Below are 15716 nucleotides of genomic sequence, written 5' to 3'. Positions count from 1 at the left end.
GGCTGCCGTTCGGGTCCGCCCCGCCTGCGTCGGATCAGGGTGCCTCCGTGACCCGGCTGAAGAGTCGGCCGGCGAGGTCGATGCCTGTGACCGCGCCGCCTGCGTCGCGGGAGAAGTAGCCACGCTGCCCCTTGAGGCCGCCTTCGCTGACGATGTACTCGTCGCTGTCGCCGGGAAGGAAGGCGATGTCCGCGGCCGGGTAGTCCGGGGGCATTTCCTCCTGTGATGCCTCGCGGATCTCCGGCTTGATGCCGACCGCCAGGGTGAGGCGGGTGCCGTCGGTGGCGATGTCGAGGTTGATGGCGTCGATCTCGTAGCGGCCGGCGACCTGGCGGGCTCGTGTCTCGTCGTACGGGACCGGCTCCGCCGTCTTCTCGACGACGCCGAGGTAGTGCTCGAGCGCCCACCGCACGACGGACTGGTTGAAGGGGTAGCCGTCCGGGCCGGCGTTGGCCAGGGAGACCACCGCGAAGTCGCGTTCGGGCACGATGAGCAGCTCGGCGAACTGGCCGTTGCCCGAGCCGCCGTGGCCGATTGCGTGCAGGCCGTCCAGGTCGTGCAGGAACCAGCAGATGCCGAAGCCGTCGCCGAGCGTGCTGGCGCGCAGCCCGACCGTCTGCTCCCACATGCGGTGCAGGTGCGCGGTGGGCAGCACGCCCTCGCCGTCGCCGAGTTGGAACCGTGCCCAGCGCAGCAGATCGCTCACCGAGGAGGCGAGACCCCCGCCGGGGTTGTCGCCGCGCGCGCCCTCCTTGAACGCCGCCCAGGGTCGGGCGGGGCGCAGTTCGCCGTCGTCGCCGCGGTTGTAGCCCACGGCGAACTTGCGGACCATCACCTCGGACAGGCCGTACACGGTGTCCGCAAGGCCCACCGGGTCCAGGACGAGCGAGGCCATGGCCTGCTCGAAGGGCAGGCCCGTGACCTTCTCGACGATCCGTCCGGCCAGGTTGTATCCGGCCTGGCTGTAGGAGGCGCGGGCCCCGGGCGGTGCGATCAGCGGCAGCTGGGGCAGCTTCGCCACGAGCCCGGCCAGGGAGCGGTCGCCCTCGCCGTCGTCGATCAGGTTCCAGTCCAGGCCCGCGGTGTGGTTGAGCAGGTTCAGGACGGTGATCTGCGCCGCGGCCGGCTCGTCGGCGAGCTTCAGCTCGGGCACATAGCTCCGCACCGGCGCGTCCAGGTCCACCTTCCCCTCGGCGACCAGGCGCATCAGCGCCGTCGCCGTGAAGGTCTTGGACACCGACCCCAGAGGGAACAGTGTCTTCTCGTCGACCGGCAGCGGGTTGCTGAGGCTGGTCACGCCGTGCGAGGCGTAGACCTCCCGGCCGTCCAGGAGCACTCCGACGGCGACACCGGGAACGCCGAACTCCATGGCCTGCGACTCGACGAACTCCGACAGCGGCTTGTCCTGCGGCATTGCTCCTCCTCCAGGTCACTTGAACTAAGTACGAGAAGGAGCGTAGGCGGCTGCTCGAACAAAGTGCAAGACCCATGGGTGAACTAAGTTCAAGTAAGGTGGTGCCCATGCCACGAGACACCCTGACCGCAGACCGGATCGTCCGTGCGGCCATCGAGCTGCTCGACACCGAGGGACTGGACGGCCTCAACATGCGGAGCCTGGCCAAACGGCTCGGCTCGGCCGCCACGGCCGTCTACTGGCACATCAAGACCAAGGACGACCTGGTCCGACTCGCCAGCGACGCGATCTGGCACGAGGTCGAGCTGCCCGACCTCGCCACCACCGACTGGCGCACGGCCGCCACCGCCCAAGCTGCCGGCATGCACGCGATGCTCACCCGGCACCCCTGGCTCGTCCAGGCGTTCGGCAGCCACTTCCTGCACGGACCCGGCCAGGCCCGGTACAACGACCTCAGCCTGGCCATCTACGAAAAGGCAGGCTTCGCCGCCGCCGACGCGGACCGGGCGGCCGCCGCCGTGTTCACCTTCGTGCTCGGCAGCGCGCTCGGCCCCGCCGCACAGGTCTCGCTGAACCGCCGGCTGAACAAGAACGGCGCAGACGCCAAGCAACTGATGGCCGACGCCATGACACGCGCCACCGAGACGGCCATGCGATTCCCGCATCTGCGCGAACGACTCGACACCACGGCCGCCACAGAGTACGCCGCAGCGCCCGACAGCTCCTTCGACTTCGGGCTTCAGTCCCTCCTCGACGGCTTCGAGGCCCGCCTCACCGGCGACCGTGCCGGCCGGCGCCAGTGACCGCCCCGGGACAAGCAATGTGCCTCGCCGGAGCCGCTATTGCCGAAGCAAGAGGCCTGGCCGCCGTTCGCTATGAGGCGACCGTCCTCGTCGCGGCCCTCGGCGAACGGCTGTGACCGGCTCCATCGAGAGTGATCCAGTAAAGGCGCTTGACCCCGATTTCGGTGCTGCGCACATCTTCAAGGACGCCGCCGTTGTTTTCGATGGTCCGCGCCGAGCCGACGTTGCCGTCGTCACAGGTGAGAAGGACCCGGTCCAGACCGAGCCCCGGCGCCCTCAGCAGAACCGCCCCCAGGGCCCACGTGGCCAGCCCGCGTCTCCTGGCAGAAGGCCGAACGCTGTAGCCGATGTGTCCGCCGCCTTCCAGCAGAAAGGCGTTCAGATAGTGCCGGAGGTCGATGGCCCCGAGGTACGTCTCACCGTCGACGATCCACCAGTGGGTGGCATGGACGCGTCCTTCCCCGACAGGCAGCGACCGGTCCGACTGCTGCCGCAGGCGCTCGACCCATGAGGCGAAACCCTCCGGGCTGTCGAGGTCATCGTCACCAACCACACGCAGGCCCGCCCCGTCCTGGTGAGCACCAGGCTGCCACTCGTCACGCGCCGAGAGCCACGAGGAATGCAACTGCCCCGTGGGAGCGATCAGTTCAGCCATGCGAGGGACGATAACACCCGCTCCCCACGTGATCGGGCTCCTTGTGCCAGGTGGGGAGTCCGGCCCGTTCGATGGATGGGGTGCAGCGGGTAATCTGCCGGTCGATGCCCCTTGGGCAGTGACGAGCCGCCTGTGATGGTCCTCTTCTCTTCCCGGCCTCTGCACACCTTGCCGCCCCTCGCGAACCGACAGCGTGACCTTCGCTCCCGCAAGGTCGATACTGCCGTCATCAGAAACTGCAGCCGCCCGACAACCGATCACCGCAGGCCTGGCAGGCCGTCACCGCAGCCGGCATCAGGTCGGCATCACTACCGTCAGGACTCGCCCCGGACCGTCACGAACCGCCAAGATCAAAAATTGACCTTATGCGCTCTGACCTCGGAAAACGCAGGTCCAGAGCCCGCCTGCTAATCTCTTCGGGAGGTACCCATGAGGATGCTGATCAACGTCGCCGAGACCGTCGTCGCGGACGCACTGCGCGGGATGGCGGCCGCTCATCCCGGGCTGACGGTCGACGTCGAGAACCGGGTGATCGTACGGCGGGACGCCCCCGTGGCGGGGAAGGTCGCCCTGGTGTCCGGTGGCGGGTCGGGGCACGAGCCGCTGCACGGCGGGTTCGTGGGTCCCGGGATGCTGTCGGCGGCCTGTCCCGGGGAGGTCTTCACCTCGCCGGTGCCCGACCAGATGCTGCGGGCCGCGGCGGCCGTGGACAGCGGCGCGGGCGTGCTGTTCGTCGTGAAGAACTACACCGGTGACGTGCTCAACTTCGACATGGCGGCCGAAATGGCCGAGGACGAGGGCATCCAGGTCGCCAAGGTGCTCGTCAACGACGACGTGGCGGTGACCGACAGCCTGTACACGGCCGGGCGGCGCGGCACCGGCGCCACCCTGTTCGTGGAGAAGATCGCGGGCGCGGCGGCCGACGAGGGGCAGCCGCTGGAGCGGGTGGAGTCGATCGCACGGCAGGTCAACGAGAGCTCGCGCAGCTTCGGTGTGGCGCTCAGCGCCTGCACCACCCCGGCCAAGGGCAGCCCCACCTTCGATCTGCCGCCCGGTGAGCTGGAGCTGGGCATCGGCATCCACGGCGAGCCGGGCCGGGAGCGGCGGCCGATGATGACCTCGGGCGAGATCGCCGACTTCGCGGTCAACGCGGTCCTGGAGGACCTCGGCCCGAGCAATCCGGTGCTGCTGCTGGTCAACGGCATGGGCGCCACTCCGCTGCTGGAGCTGTACGGCTTCAACGCGGAGGTGCACCGGGTCCTCGCCGAGCGCGGGGTGGCGGTCGCCCGCACGCTGGTCGGCAACTATGTGACCTCCCTCGACATGGCCGGTGCCTCCGTCACCCTGTGCCAGATCGACGAGGAGCTGCTGCGGCTGTGGGACGCGCCGGTGGACACGCCGGGTCTGCGCTGGGGAGTGTGACCCGGCCCCCCTCCCCCGACTCCGCCCATCACACCTGTCACGCAAGGGAGTTCCAGTGCTCGACGCCGATTTCTTCCGCCGCTGGATGGCGGCGACCGCCGCGTCCGTCGACCGCGAGGCGGAACGGCTCACCGCCCTCGACTCGCCCATCGGGGACGCCGACCACGGCAGCAATCTGCAGCGCGGCTTCACGGCCGTGCGGGCCACGCTGGAGAAGGACGCGGCTGACACGCCGGGCGCGATCCTGGTCCTGGCCGGGCGCCAGCTGATCTCGACGGTCGGCGGGGCCTCCGGCCCGCTGTACGGGACGCTGCTGCGTCGGACCGGCAAGGCGCTCGGGGACGCCCCGGAGGTGACCGAGGAGCAGCTCGCCGAGGCGCTGCGGGCCGGTGTGGAGGGGGTCATGACGCTGGGCGGCGCGGCTCCGGGCGACAAGACCATGGTCGACGCGCTGGTGCCGGCGGTGGACGCGCTCCGTGACGGCTTCGCGGCGGCGCGCACGGCCGCCGAGCAGGGGGCCGAGGCGACCACGCCGTTGCAGGCCCGCAAGGGCAGGGCGAGCTATCTGGGCGAGCGCAGCATCGGCCACCAGGACCCGGGGGCCACGTCGTCCGCGCTGCTGATCGCGGGGCTGGCCGAGGCGGCGGAGGCCTGACATGGGCGACGACAAGCTGGTCGGGATCGTGCTGGTGTCGCACAGCGCGGAGGTGGCCGCGTCGGTGGCCGCTCTGGCGAAGGAGCTGGCCGGCGGGGCCGAGGCGGTGCCGGTGGCCCCGGCGGGTGGCCGAGAGGGCGGCGGGGTCGGTACGAGCGCCGAGCTGGTCTCGGCCGCGGCCGCCTCCGTGGACCGGGGGGCCGGGGTCGCGGTGCTCACCGATCTCGGCAGTGCGGTGCTCACCGTGAAGGCGCTGCTCGCCGAGGGCGACGAGCTGCCGGACCGCACCCGCCTCGTCGACGCACCGTTCGTCGAGGGTGCGGTCGCCGCGGTCGTCACTGCGGCCACGGGAGCGGATCTGGACGCGGTGGAGGCGGCGGCCGCGGAGGCGTACGCCTACCGGAAGGTGTGACGTGCGGGTGTGAACAGCGTCTGGCCCGGGCGGGTGCGGCGGCCCGGCCGGGCGCGTGCCCGGTCATCTGGTGCGTGGGCGGTCGCCCTGCACCAGTTTCCGGGCCAGGCGTTCGCCCTCCGCCACGGCGGCGGCGTGGTTCTCGATGTGCTTCAGCTTGGAGTGCTCGAAGACGATGTAGGTCACGCCCGAGCGGGTGCCGCCGGCGCGCGGGTCGGCGGGGATGCCGAGGCGCCGGGCGGTGGCGTAGGAGGCCTCGCCGATGATGTCCCGGGGGCCGGTGTCGCCGACGACCGCGTACTGAACAAGGCCCCGGTAGACGACGGCCGCGACCGAACCGCTCCCCAGGCCGTGGGCGCGGTGGTTCCAGAGGCGGCTGGGGGCGGGCAGGACGATGTAGGGCAGGCGCTCGGCGTTCAGACGGCGGCCGTCGGACTGTGCGGAGGCCGCGGCGGGCGAGAAGCCCGGGTCGGTGTGGCGGTTGCAGCGGCGGGTGGGCCGCCCGTCGCAGTCGATGTCCATGTCGGACTTCCAGAAGACGGCCCCGCGCAGGCCGCAGACCGGGATGGTGGCGGGCCGGCCGGCGTCGGGACGGTAGCGGCCGCGGGACACCGGCGCGCAGCCGCGCGCCTTGGCCAGCAGGTCGGCGGCGCGGACGTCGCCGTCGCGCCGCGCCGCCGGCTCCTCGCGAGGGCGGTGCGGCACGGTGACGGTGGCAGGTGCTGCCACCGGCTCCTCAGCAGGGCGGTCCGGCACGGTGGCGGCGGGCGGTGTCGTCGGGGCCAGCAGGGCGGCGCTCGCCGCGACGAGCGTCAGCGACTGGACACGCACGATGCGGAACCCTCTCCTCGGGGACATGGACGACATTCATCCCAAAATGGGGTGAATTCATCGTGCGCCCACGTTAGGTGACCGGCCGGGGCGTCGCCCGCACCGCTTGTCGGACGGCCGGGGGCCGAAGCCGTGCCGGCCCGGCCCCCGGTCGCCCGCACCGGCGCGGTATCAGCGACGACAGCGGTCCGCGCCCACGGCACGAACTCCCCTTCTGCTCCGGGCAGTTCGGCCGGGGTGAGGTTTCAGCATACGTAACTCCCCGAGAGCGGCGGCAACGACGCCCCTCTTGATGCGCTCCGGCCGACGCGGCATATTGGTCCGGACCATTGGATCGAGCGGTGTCCCGGCCATCCGCACCGTAGTTGACGGGGAGGCAGACCTCGTGCGACGCGTTCCCGAGCTCGTTTCCCGCCATGGCCGTGTTCCCGGGCGTGTCGTGGCCGTGTGCGGTGCGCTGGTGCTGCTCGCGGCCTGCGGCCGGAGCGCCGCGGACGACGGGGAGGGCGGTGGTCCCGGGGCGCCGACCGGAGTGACCGCCGCGGCCGGCAGTGCGACCAGCGTGCACGTCATGTGGAACGCGGTCACCTCCACGTCGGGCATCAACGCCTACCAGGTGTATCGCGGCACCACGAAGGTCAAGGAGGTACCGGCGTCCGAGCACATGGTGGACGTTCCCCGGCTCAGCCCCGCGACGACCTATGTCTTCACCGTGCGGGCGCGGGACAACCGCGGCCGGCTGGGGCCGCGCAGCCGGGAGGTGCGGGCGACGACACCCGCCGCGGTCGCGGCGGACCACTCGGCCCCCAGCCGCCCGCTCGCCCCGCGGGGCCGGGTGGTGGGCAGCCGGGCCGTGCAGCTGTCCTGGTCCGCCTCGACGGACGACCGGGGCGTGGCCTCCTACGACATCTACCAGGGCGCCACGAAGATCCACAGCGTGGGCGGGAGCCAGACGGCGACCGTGGTCACCGGGCTGCGGCCGCACACCCGCTACTCCTTCACCGTCCGGGCCCGCGACGCCGCCGACAACCTCTCCCCCGCGAGCGCCCCCGTGCGGCTCACCACCGCGCCGGGCTTTGACGACGGCCGGGGCACCGCGCCCACGTCCTTCCGCGCCGCCACGCATCGCACCGACGGCGCCTACTACCTCGACCTGGACTGGGTCCCGCCGCGCACGGACGGTGTGGTGACGGAATATCAGGTGGAGCTGGACGGACGTCCGGCCACCTCCCTCGTCTGGGGCGGCACCGCACCGCGCGAGAAGGCGTCGTACAGCTTCTACCTGGGCCGGGACGCCGGGATCAGCCACCAGGTGCGCATCCGCGCCAAACTCCCCGACGGCACCTGGGGCGGCTTCTCGCCCACCCGCACGGTCACCACGGGCCAGGGACAGTCCTAGACCCTCTCCACTCGCTCGGCCGTTCGGCCGTCGGCCGCGTGGGTGGGGTACGCGTGCGGCGGGCCGTCACGGGGGATGGGCTGCCTCGGAGGCGGCACGGGCAACTTCCGTCCGCGGCGGTACTCGTGACGGCCCGCCGACCGTGCCGCCGGAGGAGAGTCCATGCGCGATCGATCCCTCCTGCGCGGCGGCCCGGGGCCCGTCGCCGCGGCCGCCGCCCTCACGCTCCAGATCGCCGCAGGAACGGCCGTCGCCGGGCCGGGGATCTCCGCGACCACCAGCGGCTCCACGGTGACGGTGACCACCAGCTCGTGCACCCCGGTCAACGGCGCCTGGGGCACGGCCTCGCTGCTCGGCCCCGGCCAGACCGGCTTCGCCCAAGGACGCCGGGCGGCGCTGGCGGGGACGGTCGCCGGCCAGTCGGCGGTCTGGCGGAGCGTGCGCCCGGGCACGTACACGGTGATCGTGGTGTGCGCCGACGACATGACGGCGGGCACCCAGTCCGTCGTCGTCTCCGCCCACTCGAAGCCGGCGGCCTCCTCCGCCCCCGCCGCCTCCGGGCCGTCGCGCGGTCTGCTGGACCGCCTGGGCAGCGGTGTCAAGGCCAACGGCACCATGGTGCTGGCGATGGGCGGAGCGCTGGTCGGAGCCGCGATGATCGCCACCGGCTGGGTGATGCGCCGCCGTTCGAAGCCCTACCCGCTGTGAGCGGCGGGCCGGGGGCCGGGAAGGACACGGTCGACGTGGGTCGGCGTGGGTCGAGGCGGGGTGACGTGGGTCCAGGCGGGTAGACGCGGTCGTCTCAGGCCGGATCCGCGCCCGGCAGTTCGGCGAACTCCTCCAGTGCGTGTCTGAGCCACCCGGTCCAGAAGGTCTCCAGGTCGATCCCGGCCCGCAGCACCAGGTGCTGCAGCCGGTCCTGGGGGCCGTCCTTCCCGGGCGGGAAGTCGCGCTTCTCGATCTCCTGGTACTCCGCCAACTGCCGCTCGTGCAGCTCAAGATGGCGCCGGAGGTCGTCCCCGAGCCCCGCCGTGCCGACCACGGCCGCGGCGCGCAGCCGCAGCAGCAGGGCGTCGCGCAGCGGCTTGGGCTCCTGGGACGCCGCCGTCCAGCGGGCCAGTTCGGCCCGGCCCGCCGGCAGTACCTCGTAGCTCTTGCGCTGCCCCCGGGCCGGCTGCTCGGCCGGCAGGGTGCGGATCAGGCCGTCCGCCTCCAGTTTCCCCAGCTCCCGGTAGATCTGCTGATGCGTCGCCGACCAGAAGTAGCCGATCGACTTGTCGAAGCGGCGCGTCAGCTCGAGCCCCGACGACGGCTTCTCGAGCAGGGCGGTGAGGATCGCGTGCGGGAGTGACATGGGGTCATCCTAGGGACGGGCCGGCCCTGCCCCGGCGCGCCCCTACAGGGCCGCCGCCAGCTCCGTGCCCTGCTTGATCGCGCGCTTGGCGTCCAGTTCGGCGGCCACGTCCGCACCACCGATGAGGTGGGCGCGGCGTCCGGCGGCGACCAGCTCGTCGTACAGGTCGCGGCGCGGCTCCTGTCCGGTGCACAGCACGACGGTGTCCACCTCCAGGACGGTGCTCGCGCCGTCCACGGTGATGTGCAGCCCGCTGTCGTCGATCCGGTCGTAGCGCACGCCCGGGATCATGGTGACGCCGCGGTGCTTGAGCTCGGTGCGGTGGATCCAGCCGGTCGTCTTGCCGAGGCCCGCACCGACCTTGCTGGTCTTGCGCTGGAGCAGGTGGACGGTGCGCGGCGGGGCGGGCCGCTCGGGCGCGGCGAGGCCGCCGGGGGCGCGGTAGTCGGTGTCGACGCCCCAGGCGCGGAAGTACGCGGCGGGGTCCTCGCTGGTCTTGTCGCCGCCGTCGGTCAGGAACTCGGCGACGTCGAATCCGATGCCGCCCGCGCCCAGGATCGCCACCCGGTCGCCGACGGGGGCGCCGTCGCGCAGCACGTCGAGGTAGCCGAGGACGCGCGGATGGTCCACGCCAGGGATCTCGGGGGTGCGCGGGGTGACGCCGGTGGCGACGACCACCTCGTCGTGCTCGGCGAGGTCGCCGGCGCTCACCCAGGTGTTGAGGCGTACGTCCACGCCGTGCGCGTCGAGCTGGTGGCGGAAGTAGCGCAGGGTCTCGTCGAACTCCTGCTTGCCGGGCACCTTGCGGGCGACGTTCAGCTGGCCGCCGATCTCGTTCGCGGAGTCGAAGAGCGTGACGTCGTGGCCGCGTTCGGCGGCGCTCACCGCGCAGGCCAGCCCGGCGGGACCGGCGCCGACGACGGCGACGCGCTTGCGCCGCCGGGTGGGCGAGAGCACCAGCTCGGTCTCGTGGCAGGCGCGCGGGTTGACCAGGCAGGAGGTGATCTGCCCGCTGAAGGTGTGGTCGAGGCAGGCCTGGTTGCAGCCGATGCAGGTGTTGATGGCCTCGGGACGGCCGGCGGCGGCCTTGGCCACGAAGTCGGGGTCGGCCAGCATCGGGCGGGCCATGGAGACCATGTCGGCGCAGCCGTTGGCGAGCAGTTGCTCGGCGAGTTCCGGCGTGTTGATGCGGTTGGTGGTGACGAGCGGGACCGAGACCGCGCCCATGAGCTTCTTCGTCACCCAGGTGTAGGCGCCGCGCGGCACCGAGGTGGCGATGGTGGGGATGCGGGCCTCGTGCCAGCCGATACCGGTGTTGATGATGGTGGCCCCGGCCGCCTCGACGGCCTCGGCGAGCGTGATCACCTCCTCCAGGGAGGAACCTCCGGGCACCAGGTCCAGCATGGACAGCCGGTAGACGATGATGAAGTCCTCGCCGACCGCCTCGCGCACCCGGCGGACGATCTCGACCGGGAAGCGCATGCGGTTGTCGTAGGAGCCGCCCCAGCGGTCGGTGCGGTGGTTGGTGCGGGCCGCGATGAACTCGTTGATCAGGTAGCCCTCGGAGCCCATGATCTCAACGCCGTCGTAGCCGGCCTGCCGGGCGAGCCGGGCGGTGCGGGCGTAGTCGTCGATGGTCCGCTCGATGTCGGCGTCGGTGAGCTCGCGGGGGGCGAAGGGGCTGATGGGCGCCTGGAGCGGGCTCGGTGCGACCAGGTCGCGGTGGTAGGCGTAGCGGCCGAAGTGCAGGATCTGCAGGGCGATCCTTCCGCCCTCTCGGTGCACGGCCTCGGTGACGGTCCGGTGCTGGGCCGCCTCCTCCTCGGTGGTGAGCTTGGCGCCGCCCTCGTAGGGGCGTCCCTCGTCGTTGGGGGCGATGCCGCCGGTGACGATGAGGCCCACTCCGCCGCGCGCCCGGGCCGCGTAGAACTCCGCCATCCGCTCGAAGCCGCGCTCGGCCTCCTCCAGGCCGACGTGCATGGAGCCCATCAGGACGCGGTTGGGCAGGGTCGTGAAGCCCAGGTCGAGCGGGCTCAGCAGGTGCGGGTAACGGCTCATCGGGCCCTCCGTGCGCGGTGTCGTCACCGCATTTGTAGAGGACGCCGAGGCGTTTATGCAACTAGTTGCACAACCGGGAGGGCGTGCTCGGCCACCGGAGGGCCGTCACTCCGGTGGCCGTACGACCGCCGCCGTCCCGGCTCCGGACGGCCGGCGGCCCGGATCAGCGGCTCTCCAGGCGTACGTGCAGCTCGCGCTCCTGGTCGCCGGACGCCGTGCACAGGTCCTGGACGGTGAACAGGGAGTCCAGGGTCGTGCGGAACCGGTCGATCGCCCAGTAGCCGCCCTGCACGTCGGCCGTGACGGACGCCCCGAGGTGCGCGGGATCGCACGTCCCGCGGGGCTCGGCGACGTCGAAGGTGCCGAGCCACACCGTCGGGCGTACCTCGTGGTAGTCGCGGGGCACGTCGTCCGCGCGCCGGTCCGACGAGAAGCAGGCGCGCAGGGCGTCGAACACGATCCGGGCGTCTTCCTTGCTGCATCCACTCAGTTCCACCGAGACGGATTCGGGGTGCTCGGGCTCACTGACCATCGTGATCGCTCCTCTCGTGGCCACGCTGCGACTGCCGCACAGGCTTCCTGCGACTGCCGCACAGGGTTCCCCCGAAACCGCGCCCCACCCCACCCCTCAGCAAAGCACCACCTCCCGGCGGAGCACCACCGGCGGAGCGCCACCGGTGGTGCTCCCCGTCAGGGACCTGATCCGGGCGGGACATCCCGGACATCGCGCAGCATGCGGGCCCCCGTCGGTTCTTACGGGCGACTCGGCGGGACGACCACCCGGGTGGTGAGGGATGGTGGAAAGAGGCGACAGACCCTCGGAGAGGTGAGCGTGGGCGCGGTACAACAGGGGGTGTCGGCACCGGGGACGGCGGGCCGCGTGGACGGGCGAAGGCGGTGCGTGCGATGACAGCAGCCGGGGCTGCCTCGGCCGAGGGCCAGGAACCGTTCGGCGGTCCGGTGGGGCCCAGCGGGCTGCTCGACGTGCTGGGCGTGGCCTCCGTGGTCCTCGACGCCCAGGGGCGCATCGTGCTGTGGAGCCCGCAGGCCGAGGAGCTCTTCGGCTACTCGGCACAGGAGGCGCTCGGGCAGCTCGCCGGCCGGCTGATGGTCCACGAGGAGCACCTGGACCTGGTGATCAAGCTGTTCGCCGACGTCCTGCGGACCGGCCAGGGCTGGGCGGGCGCCTTCCCCATACGGCACAAGGACGGCAGTACCCGCCTGGTGGAGTTCCGCAACATGCGGCTGCTGGACGACCGCGGCGACGTCTACGCGCTCGGGCTCGCCGCCGACCAGACGACCGTGCGCCGGCTGGAGCGGGACGTGGCGCTGTCGGCGCGGATCGTCTCGCAGTCCCCGATCGGGCTCGCCGTCCTGGACACCCGGCTGCGGTACGTCTCGGTCAACCCGGCCCTGGAGCGCATGGACGGGGTTCCGGCCGAGGCGCACATCGGACGGACCATCGCCGAGGTGCTGCCGCAGGTGGACACCGGCACGCTGCAGACCGCGGCGCTGCGGGTGCTGGAGAGCGGCCAACCCCTCGTGGACGTCTTCGCCGTCGGCCGGACACCCGCCGATCCCGAGGAGGACCACGCCTGGTCGGTCTCGCTGTACCGGCTGGAGGACGCCGTCGGCACGGTGCTGGGCGTGGCCCTGTCGAGCGTGGACATCACCGAGCAGTACCGGGCCGGCATCGAGGCTGAGGCGGCGCGCCGGCGCCTGGCCCTGATCGCCGACGCCTCGGCCCGGATCGGCACCACCCTGGACCTGGACCGGACCGCCCGGGAGCTCGCCGACGTGGCCGTGCCCGAGCTGGCGGACGTGGCGGCCGTGGACCTGCTGGAGGCGGTCGTCGGGGGCCGGCGCAGCAGCCTGGGCCCCACCGAGCCGGCGGTGATCCGGGCTCTGGCCGTCCGGGCGGACCACGCCGTCGACGCCCTGGAGGCCGCCGACCCGCCGGGTCAGATCGCCCGGTACGGCCCCGAGCGGCTGGTCACCCAGTGCGTGCGCACCGGACGCCCGGTGCTGGTGCGGCATGTGAAGGACGAGGACCTGGCGGGCATCGCCCGGTCCCCGGAAGCGGCCGTCCTGCTGGGCCGCGTGGGCGTGCACTCGTATCTGGCCGTGCCGCTGATCGCGCGCGGCGAGGTGCTGGGCGCGCTGGACCTCAAACGCATCCGGAACCCCGAGCCGTTCAGCGAGGACGACGTCCTGCTCGCCCGGGAGCTGGCCGCGCGCGCGGCCGTGCAGATCGACAACGCCCGCTGGTACCAGAACGCCCGCGACACCGCCCTCACCCTCCAGCGCAGTCTGCTGCCCCGCCATCCCTCCGTCACGGGCGGGCTGGAGGTCGCCTCCCGGTACCAGCCGGCGGGTGCCACGATCGAGGTGGGCGGTGACTGGTTCGACGTGATCCCACTGGAGGGCGACAAGACGGCGCTGGTCGTCGGGGACGTCATGGGAAGCGGCATCAGCGCGGCCGCCACGATGGGCCGGCTGCGCACCGCCACCAAGGCCCTGGCCTCGCTCGACCTGGATCCCGCGCGGCTCCTGGAGCACCTGGACCGGATCACCGACGGCCTGGACCAGTCCATCGCCACCTGCCTGTACGCCGTCCACGACCCGCATCTGCGGCAGTGCCGGATCGCCAACGCCGGGCACCTGCCCCCGGCCCGGGTCCGTCCGGGCCGTCCACCGGAGCTGCTCGACCTGCCCACCGGGGTGCCGCTGGGCGTCGGCGGGGTGGCGTTCTCGACCACCACCATCGATCTGGAGCCGGGTGACCAGCTGGTGCTGTACACCGACGGACTCGTGGAGACCCGGCGGCATCCGCTGGACCAGCGCCTGGAGTCGCTGCTGATGCTGCTCGGCGATCCGGGGCGCCCCTTGGAGGACCTCTGCGACATGCTGCTGCGCACGCTGCACCAGCCGGACAACCACGACGACGTGGCGCTGCTGGTGGCCCGCGCGCAGACGCTCGCGCCGCCGGGCGACCCGACCGACTGACGGCGGGCCTGGGCGTTCCCGGCGAGCCCGGGTCCGGCGAGCCTAGGTCCGGCGAGCCCGGGTCCGGCGAGCCTAGGGTTTCGTGCCGATGACCACGTTCGCGTAGAGCTGTGCCGACACGGCCAGGCGTGGGGTCAGGCCGGCCCTGGTGAACGCCTCCACGGCGGCCGGGGTCTGGCGTTCGCTCGTCTCGACGAGGAGGCAGCCGCCGGGGGCGAGCCAGGCGGGGGCTCCGGCGGTGACACGGCGCAGCACGTCGAGGCCGTCGGCGCCGCCGTCCAGGGCGACCGTCGGTTCGTGGTCTCGGGCCTCGGACGGCAGGAGCCCGACCTCGGCGGTGGGGACGTAGGGGACATTGGCGGCGAGGATGTCGACCCGGCCGCGCAGCCCGGCCGGCAGCGCCTCGAACAGGTCGCCGAGGTGGACCCGGCCCCCGAGGGGACCGATGTTGCGCCGGGCGCAGCGCACCGCGGCGGGGGCGATGTCGGCGGCGTGCAGTTCGGCCGGGCCGAGCGCGGCGGCCAGCGCGGCGCCCACCGCGCCGGACCCGCAGCACAGGTCCACGACGACGCGGGCGTCCGGGGCCTGGGCGACGGCCTGCTCGACCAGAAACTCGGTACGGCGCCGGGGCACGAAGACGCCGGGTTCCACGAGCACCCGCAGGCCACGGAACCCGGCCCAGCCCAGGACGTGTTCGAGCGGCAGCCCGGACGCGCGCCGGTCCACCAGTGCGGTGAGTTCGCCGGGGGTACGTGCGGCCGCGAGGATCAGCTCCGCCTCGTCCTCGGCGAACACACAGCCGGCCGTGCGCAGCGCGGTGACGACCGCGGCACGCGACTCCGGCGGGAAGGGGCCGGCGGCGGAAGGGGAGGACGGATCCGGAGAGGAAGGAGAAGAGGAGCGCGCAGTGGGACGTTCGGGCATGGAGAGCCGGGACCTTTCGGGAGCCGAAGGGCGCTCCTCCGGGTCACCTATCGGCGATGACCCGCGCGGTCGTGCGGAGAGAGCACCCGAGCTGACACAGCGATGATGGGTCTCACCTCCTCGGCTTCCCGCGGTCCGGACCGTCCGCGACCGCTGGTCACCCTACCCCAACCCGCGGACGCCGACGGTCCCTTCGGTCTCCTCCGGCGACGGCCGGCAGCCACGGCCCGAAGCGGCCAGTTGTACTATGCAACCAGAGCGACTGGGAGGTGTTCCGTGACAGCGGCCGAGGGCGAGGGCGAAGGCGAGACGGCCGTGGAGACGATCCAGCGCGAGATGACGGTCTTCGCGCGCCGGGCCCGGGCCTCGGCGGGGCGCATGCACCCCGAGCTGTCACTGGTGTCCTACACGCTGCTCGGGCATCTGGAGGAGCGGGGCGGCTGCCGCGCCACCGACCTGGCGGCGCACTACGCGCTGGACAAGTCCACGGTCAGCCGGCAGGTGGCCGCTCTGGAGCGGACCGGCCTCATCGAGCGGCGCCTGGACCCCGAGGACCACCGGGTGCAGGTGCTGCATCTGACGGACACCGGCCGGGAGATCCTCGCCCAGGTCACCGAGAGCCGCCGGGCGGCCTTCCGGGAGCGGCTGGCGGACTGGCCGGAGGAGGATCTTCAGCGGTTCGCGACGTATCTCACCCGCTACAACGCGTGGATCCCGGCGCCGAAGGACAGGGGCTAGGGGTGTCGGAAACACCCCTAGGACTGCCCTGGCCAGGGCCGGTCC

At 72.6% G+C, this 15716-nt stretch carries 15 protein-coding genes; 8 read left to right on the top strand and 7 right to left on the bottom strand.

Translation table 11 applies throughout. The features are described 5' to 3' along the window. Nucleotides 1-34: 34 nt before the first annotated feature. Entirely contained in the window at nucleotides 35-1414 is a 1380-nt protein-coding gene (locus IE318_RS03670; protein WP_189896226.1) for a serine hydrolase domain-containing protein, read from the bottom strand. Between the two features lie 107 nt (nucleotides 1415-1521). Here IE318_RS03670 and IE318_RS03665 point away from each other — a divergent pair, with 107 nt between their 5' ends. Continuing rightward, complete coding sequence (locus IE318_RS03665; protein WP_189896224.1) at nucleotides 1522-2217, top strand: TetR/AcrR family transcriptional regulator; 696 nt, start codon at nucleotides 1522-1524, stop codon at nucleotides 2215-2217. Between the two features lie 70 nt (nucleotides 2218-2287). On the opposite strand, the gene IE318_RS03660 is transcribed toward IE318_RS03665, so the two are convergent. Then, entirely contained in the window at nucleotides 2288-2872 is a 585-nt protein-coding gene (locus tag IE318_RS03660; RefSeq protein ID WP_189896221.1) for a GNAT family N-acetyltransferase, read from the bottom strand. A gap of 429 nt (nucleotides 2873-3301) precedes the next feature. On the opposite strand from IE318_RS03660, the gene dhaK reads away from it, so the two are divergent. The 3 genes from dhaK to IE318_RS03645 are packed head-to-tail and all read left to right on the top strand — an operon-like array spanning nucleotide 3302 to nucleotide 5361. Further along, nucleotides 3302-4294, top strand: a complete 993-nt coding sequence (dhaK, locus tag IE318_RS03655) for a dihydroxyacetone kinase subunit DhaK (RefSeq protein ID WP_030166028.1) — start codon at nucleotides 3302-3304, stop codon at nucleotides 4292-4294. A 55-nt stretch (nucleotides 4295-4349) separates the two neighbouring features. Further along, the gene (gene dhaL, locus IE318_RS03650; RefSeq protein WP_189896219.1) at nucleotides 4350-4949 is read left to right on the top strand and encodes a dihydroxyacetone kinase subunit DhaL; all 600 of its coding nucleotides are present in this window, start codon (nucleotides 4350-4352) and stop codon (nucleotides 4947-4949) included. Nucleotide 4950: 1 nt separating this feature from the next. Continuing rightward, nucleotides 4951-5361, top strand: coding sequence for a PTS sugar transporter subunit IIA domain-containing protein (locus IE318_RS03645; protein ID WP_189896217.1), 411 nt, complete (start codon nucleotides 4951-4953; stop codon nucleotides 5359-5361). A gap of 63 nt (nucleotides 5362-5424) precedes the next feature. Here the strand turns inward: IE318_RS03645 and IE318_RS03640 are convergent, their stop codons facing one another. After that, nucleotides 5425-6192, bottom strand: a complete 768-nt coding sequence (locus tag IE318_RS03640) for a glycoside hydrolase family 75 protein (protein ID WP_189896214.1) — start codon at nucleotides 6190-6192, stop codon at nucleotides 5425-5427. 445 nt (nucleotides 6193-6637) lie between these two features. Here IE318_RS03640 and IE318_RS03635 point away from each other — a divergent pair, with 445 nt between their 5' ends. Continuing rightward, nucleotides 6638-7591: a fibronectin type III domain-containing protein gene (locus IE318_RS03635; protein ID WP_229903321.1), complete on the top strand. Its 954-nt coding sequence runs from the start codon at nucleotides 6638-6640 to the stop codon at nucleotides 7589-7591. A gap of 162 nt (nucleotides 7592-7753) precedes the next feature. Continuing rightward, nucleotides 7754-8299 carry a hypothetical protein gene (locus tag IE318_RS03630; protein WP_189896210.1) on the top strand — a complete coding sequence of 182 codons (546 nt, stop codon included), beginning with the start codon at nucleotides 7754-7756 and terminating at the stop codon, nucleotides 8297-8299. 94 nt (nucleotides 8300-8393) lie between these two features. Here IE318_RS03630 and IE318_RS03625 read toward each other — a convergent pair whose 3' ends face one another. The 3 genes from IE318_RS03625 to IE318_RS03615 all read right to left on the bottom strand — a co-directional run bounded on the left by IE318_RS03625 (nucleotide 8394) and on the right by IE318_RS03615 (nucleotide 11535). Continuing rightward, the gene (locus tag IE318_RS03625; RefSeq protein ID WP_030166011.1) at nucleotides 8394-8945 is read right to left on the bottom strand and encodes a PadR family transcriptional regulator; all 552 of its coding nucleotides are present in this window, start codon (nucleotides 8943-8945) and stop codon (nucleotides 8394-8396) included. 42 nt (nucleotides 8946-8987) lie between these two features. Continuing rightward, entirely contained in the window at nucleotides 8988-11003 is a 2016-nt protein-coding gene (locus IE318_RS03620; RefSeq protein WP_189896207.1) for an NADPH-dependent 2,4-dienoyl-CoA reductase, read from the bottom strand. A gap of 163 nt (nucleotides 11004-11166) precedes the next feature. Further along, nucleotides 11167-11535: a hypothetical protein gene (locus tag IE318_RS03615; RefSeq protein ID WP_189896205.1), complete on the bottom strand. Its 369-nt coding sequence runs from the start codon at nucleotides 11533-11535 to the stop codon at nucleotides 11167-11169. A gap of 374 nt (nucleotides 11536-11909) precedes the next feature. Here IE318_RS03615 and IE318_RS03610 point away from each other — a divergent pair, with 374 nt between their 5' ends. Beyond that, the gene (locus tag IE318_RS03610; protein WP_189896202.1) at nucleotides 11910-14009 is read left to right on the top strand and encodes a SpoIIE family protein phosphatase; all 2100 of its coding nucleotides are present in this window, start codon (nucleotides 11910-11912) and stop codon (nucleotides 14007-14009) included. A gap of 72 nt (nucleotides 14010-14081) precedes the next feature. Here IE318_RS03610 and IE318_RS03605 read toward each other — a convergent pair whose 3' ends face one another. Continuing rightward, nucleotides 14082-14933 carry a putative protein N(5)-glutamine methyltransferase gene (locus IE318_RS03605; protein WP_189896198.1) on the bottom strand — a complete coding sequence of 284 codons (852 nt, stop codon included), beginning with the start codon at nucleotides 14931-14933 and terminating at the stop codon, nucleotides 14082-14084. 336 nt (nucleotides 14934-15269) lie between these two features. On the opposite strand from IE318_RS03605, the gene IE318_RS03600 reads away from it, so the two are divergent. Beyond that, entirely contained in the window at nucleotides 15270-15671 is a 402-nt protein-coding gene (locus IE318_RS03600; RefSeq protein WP_189896446.1) for a MarR family winged helix-turn-helix transcriptional regulator, read from the top strand. The last annotated feature ends 45 nt before the right edge of the window (nucleotides 15672-15716 follow it).

Origin of the sequence: Streptomyces spiralis, assembly GCF_014654675.1 — a bacterium.
GTDB classification, from domain to species: Bacteria; Actinomycetota; Actinomycetes; order Streptomycetales; family Streptomycetaceae; genus Streptomyces; species Streptomyces spiralis.
Note: the sequence above shows the minus strand (reverse complement) of the source record. Positions and strands in the feature narration are given on the sequence as shown.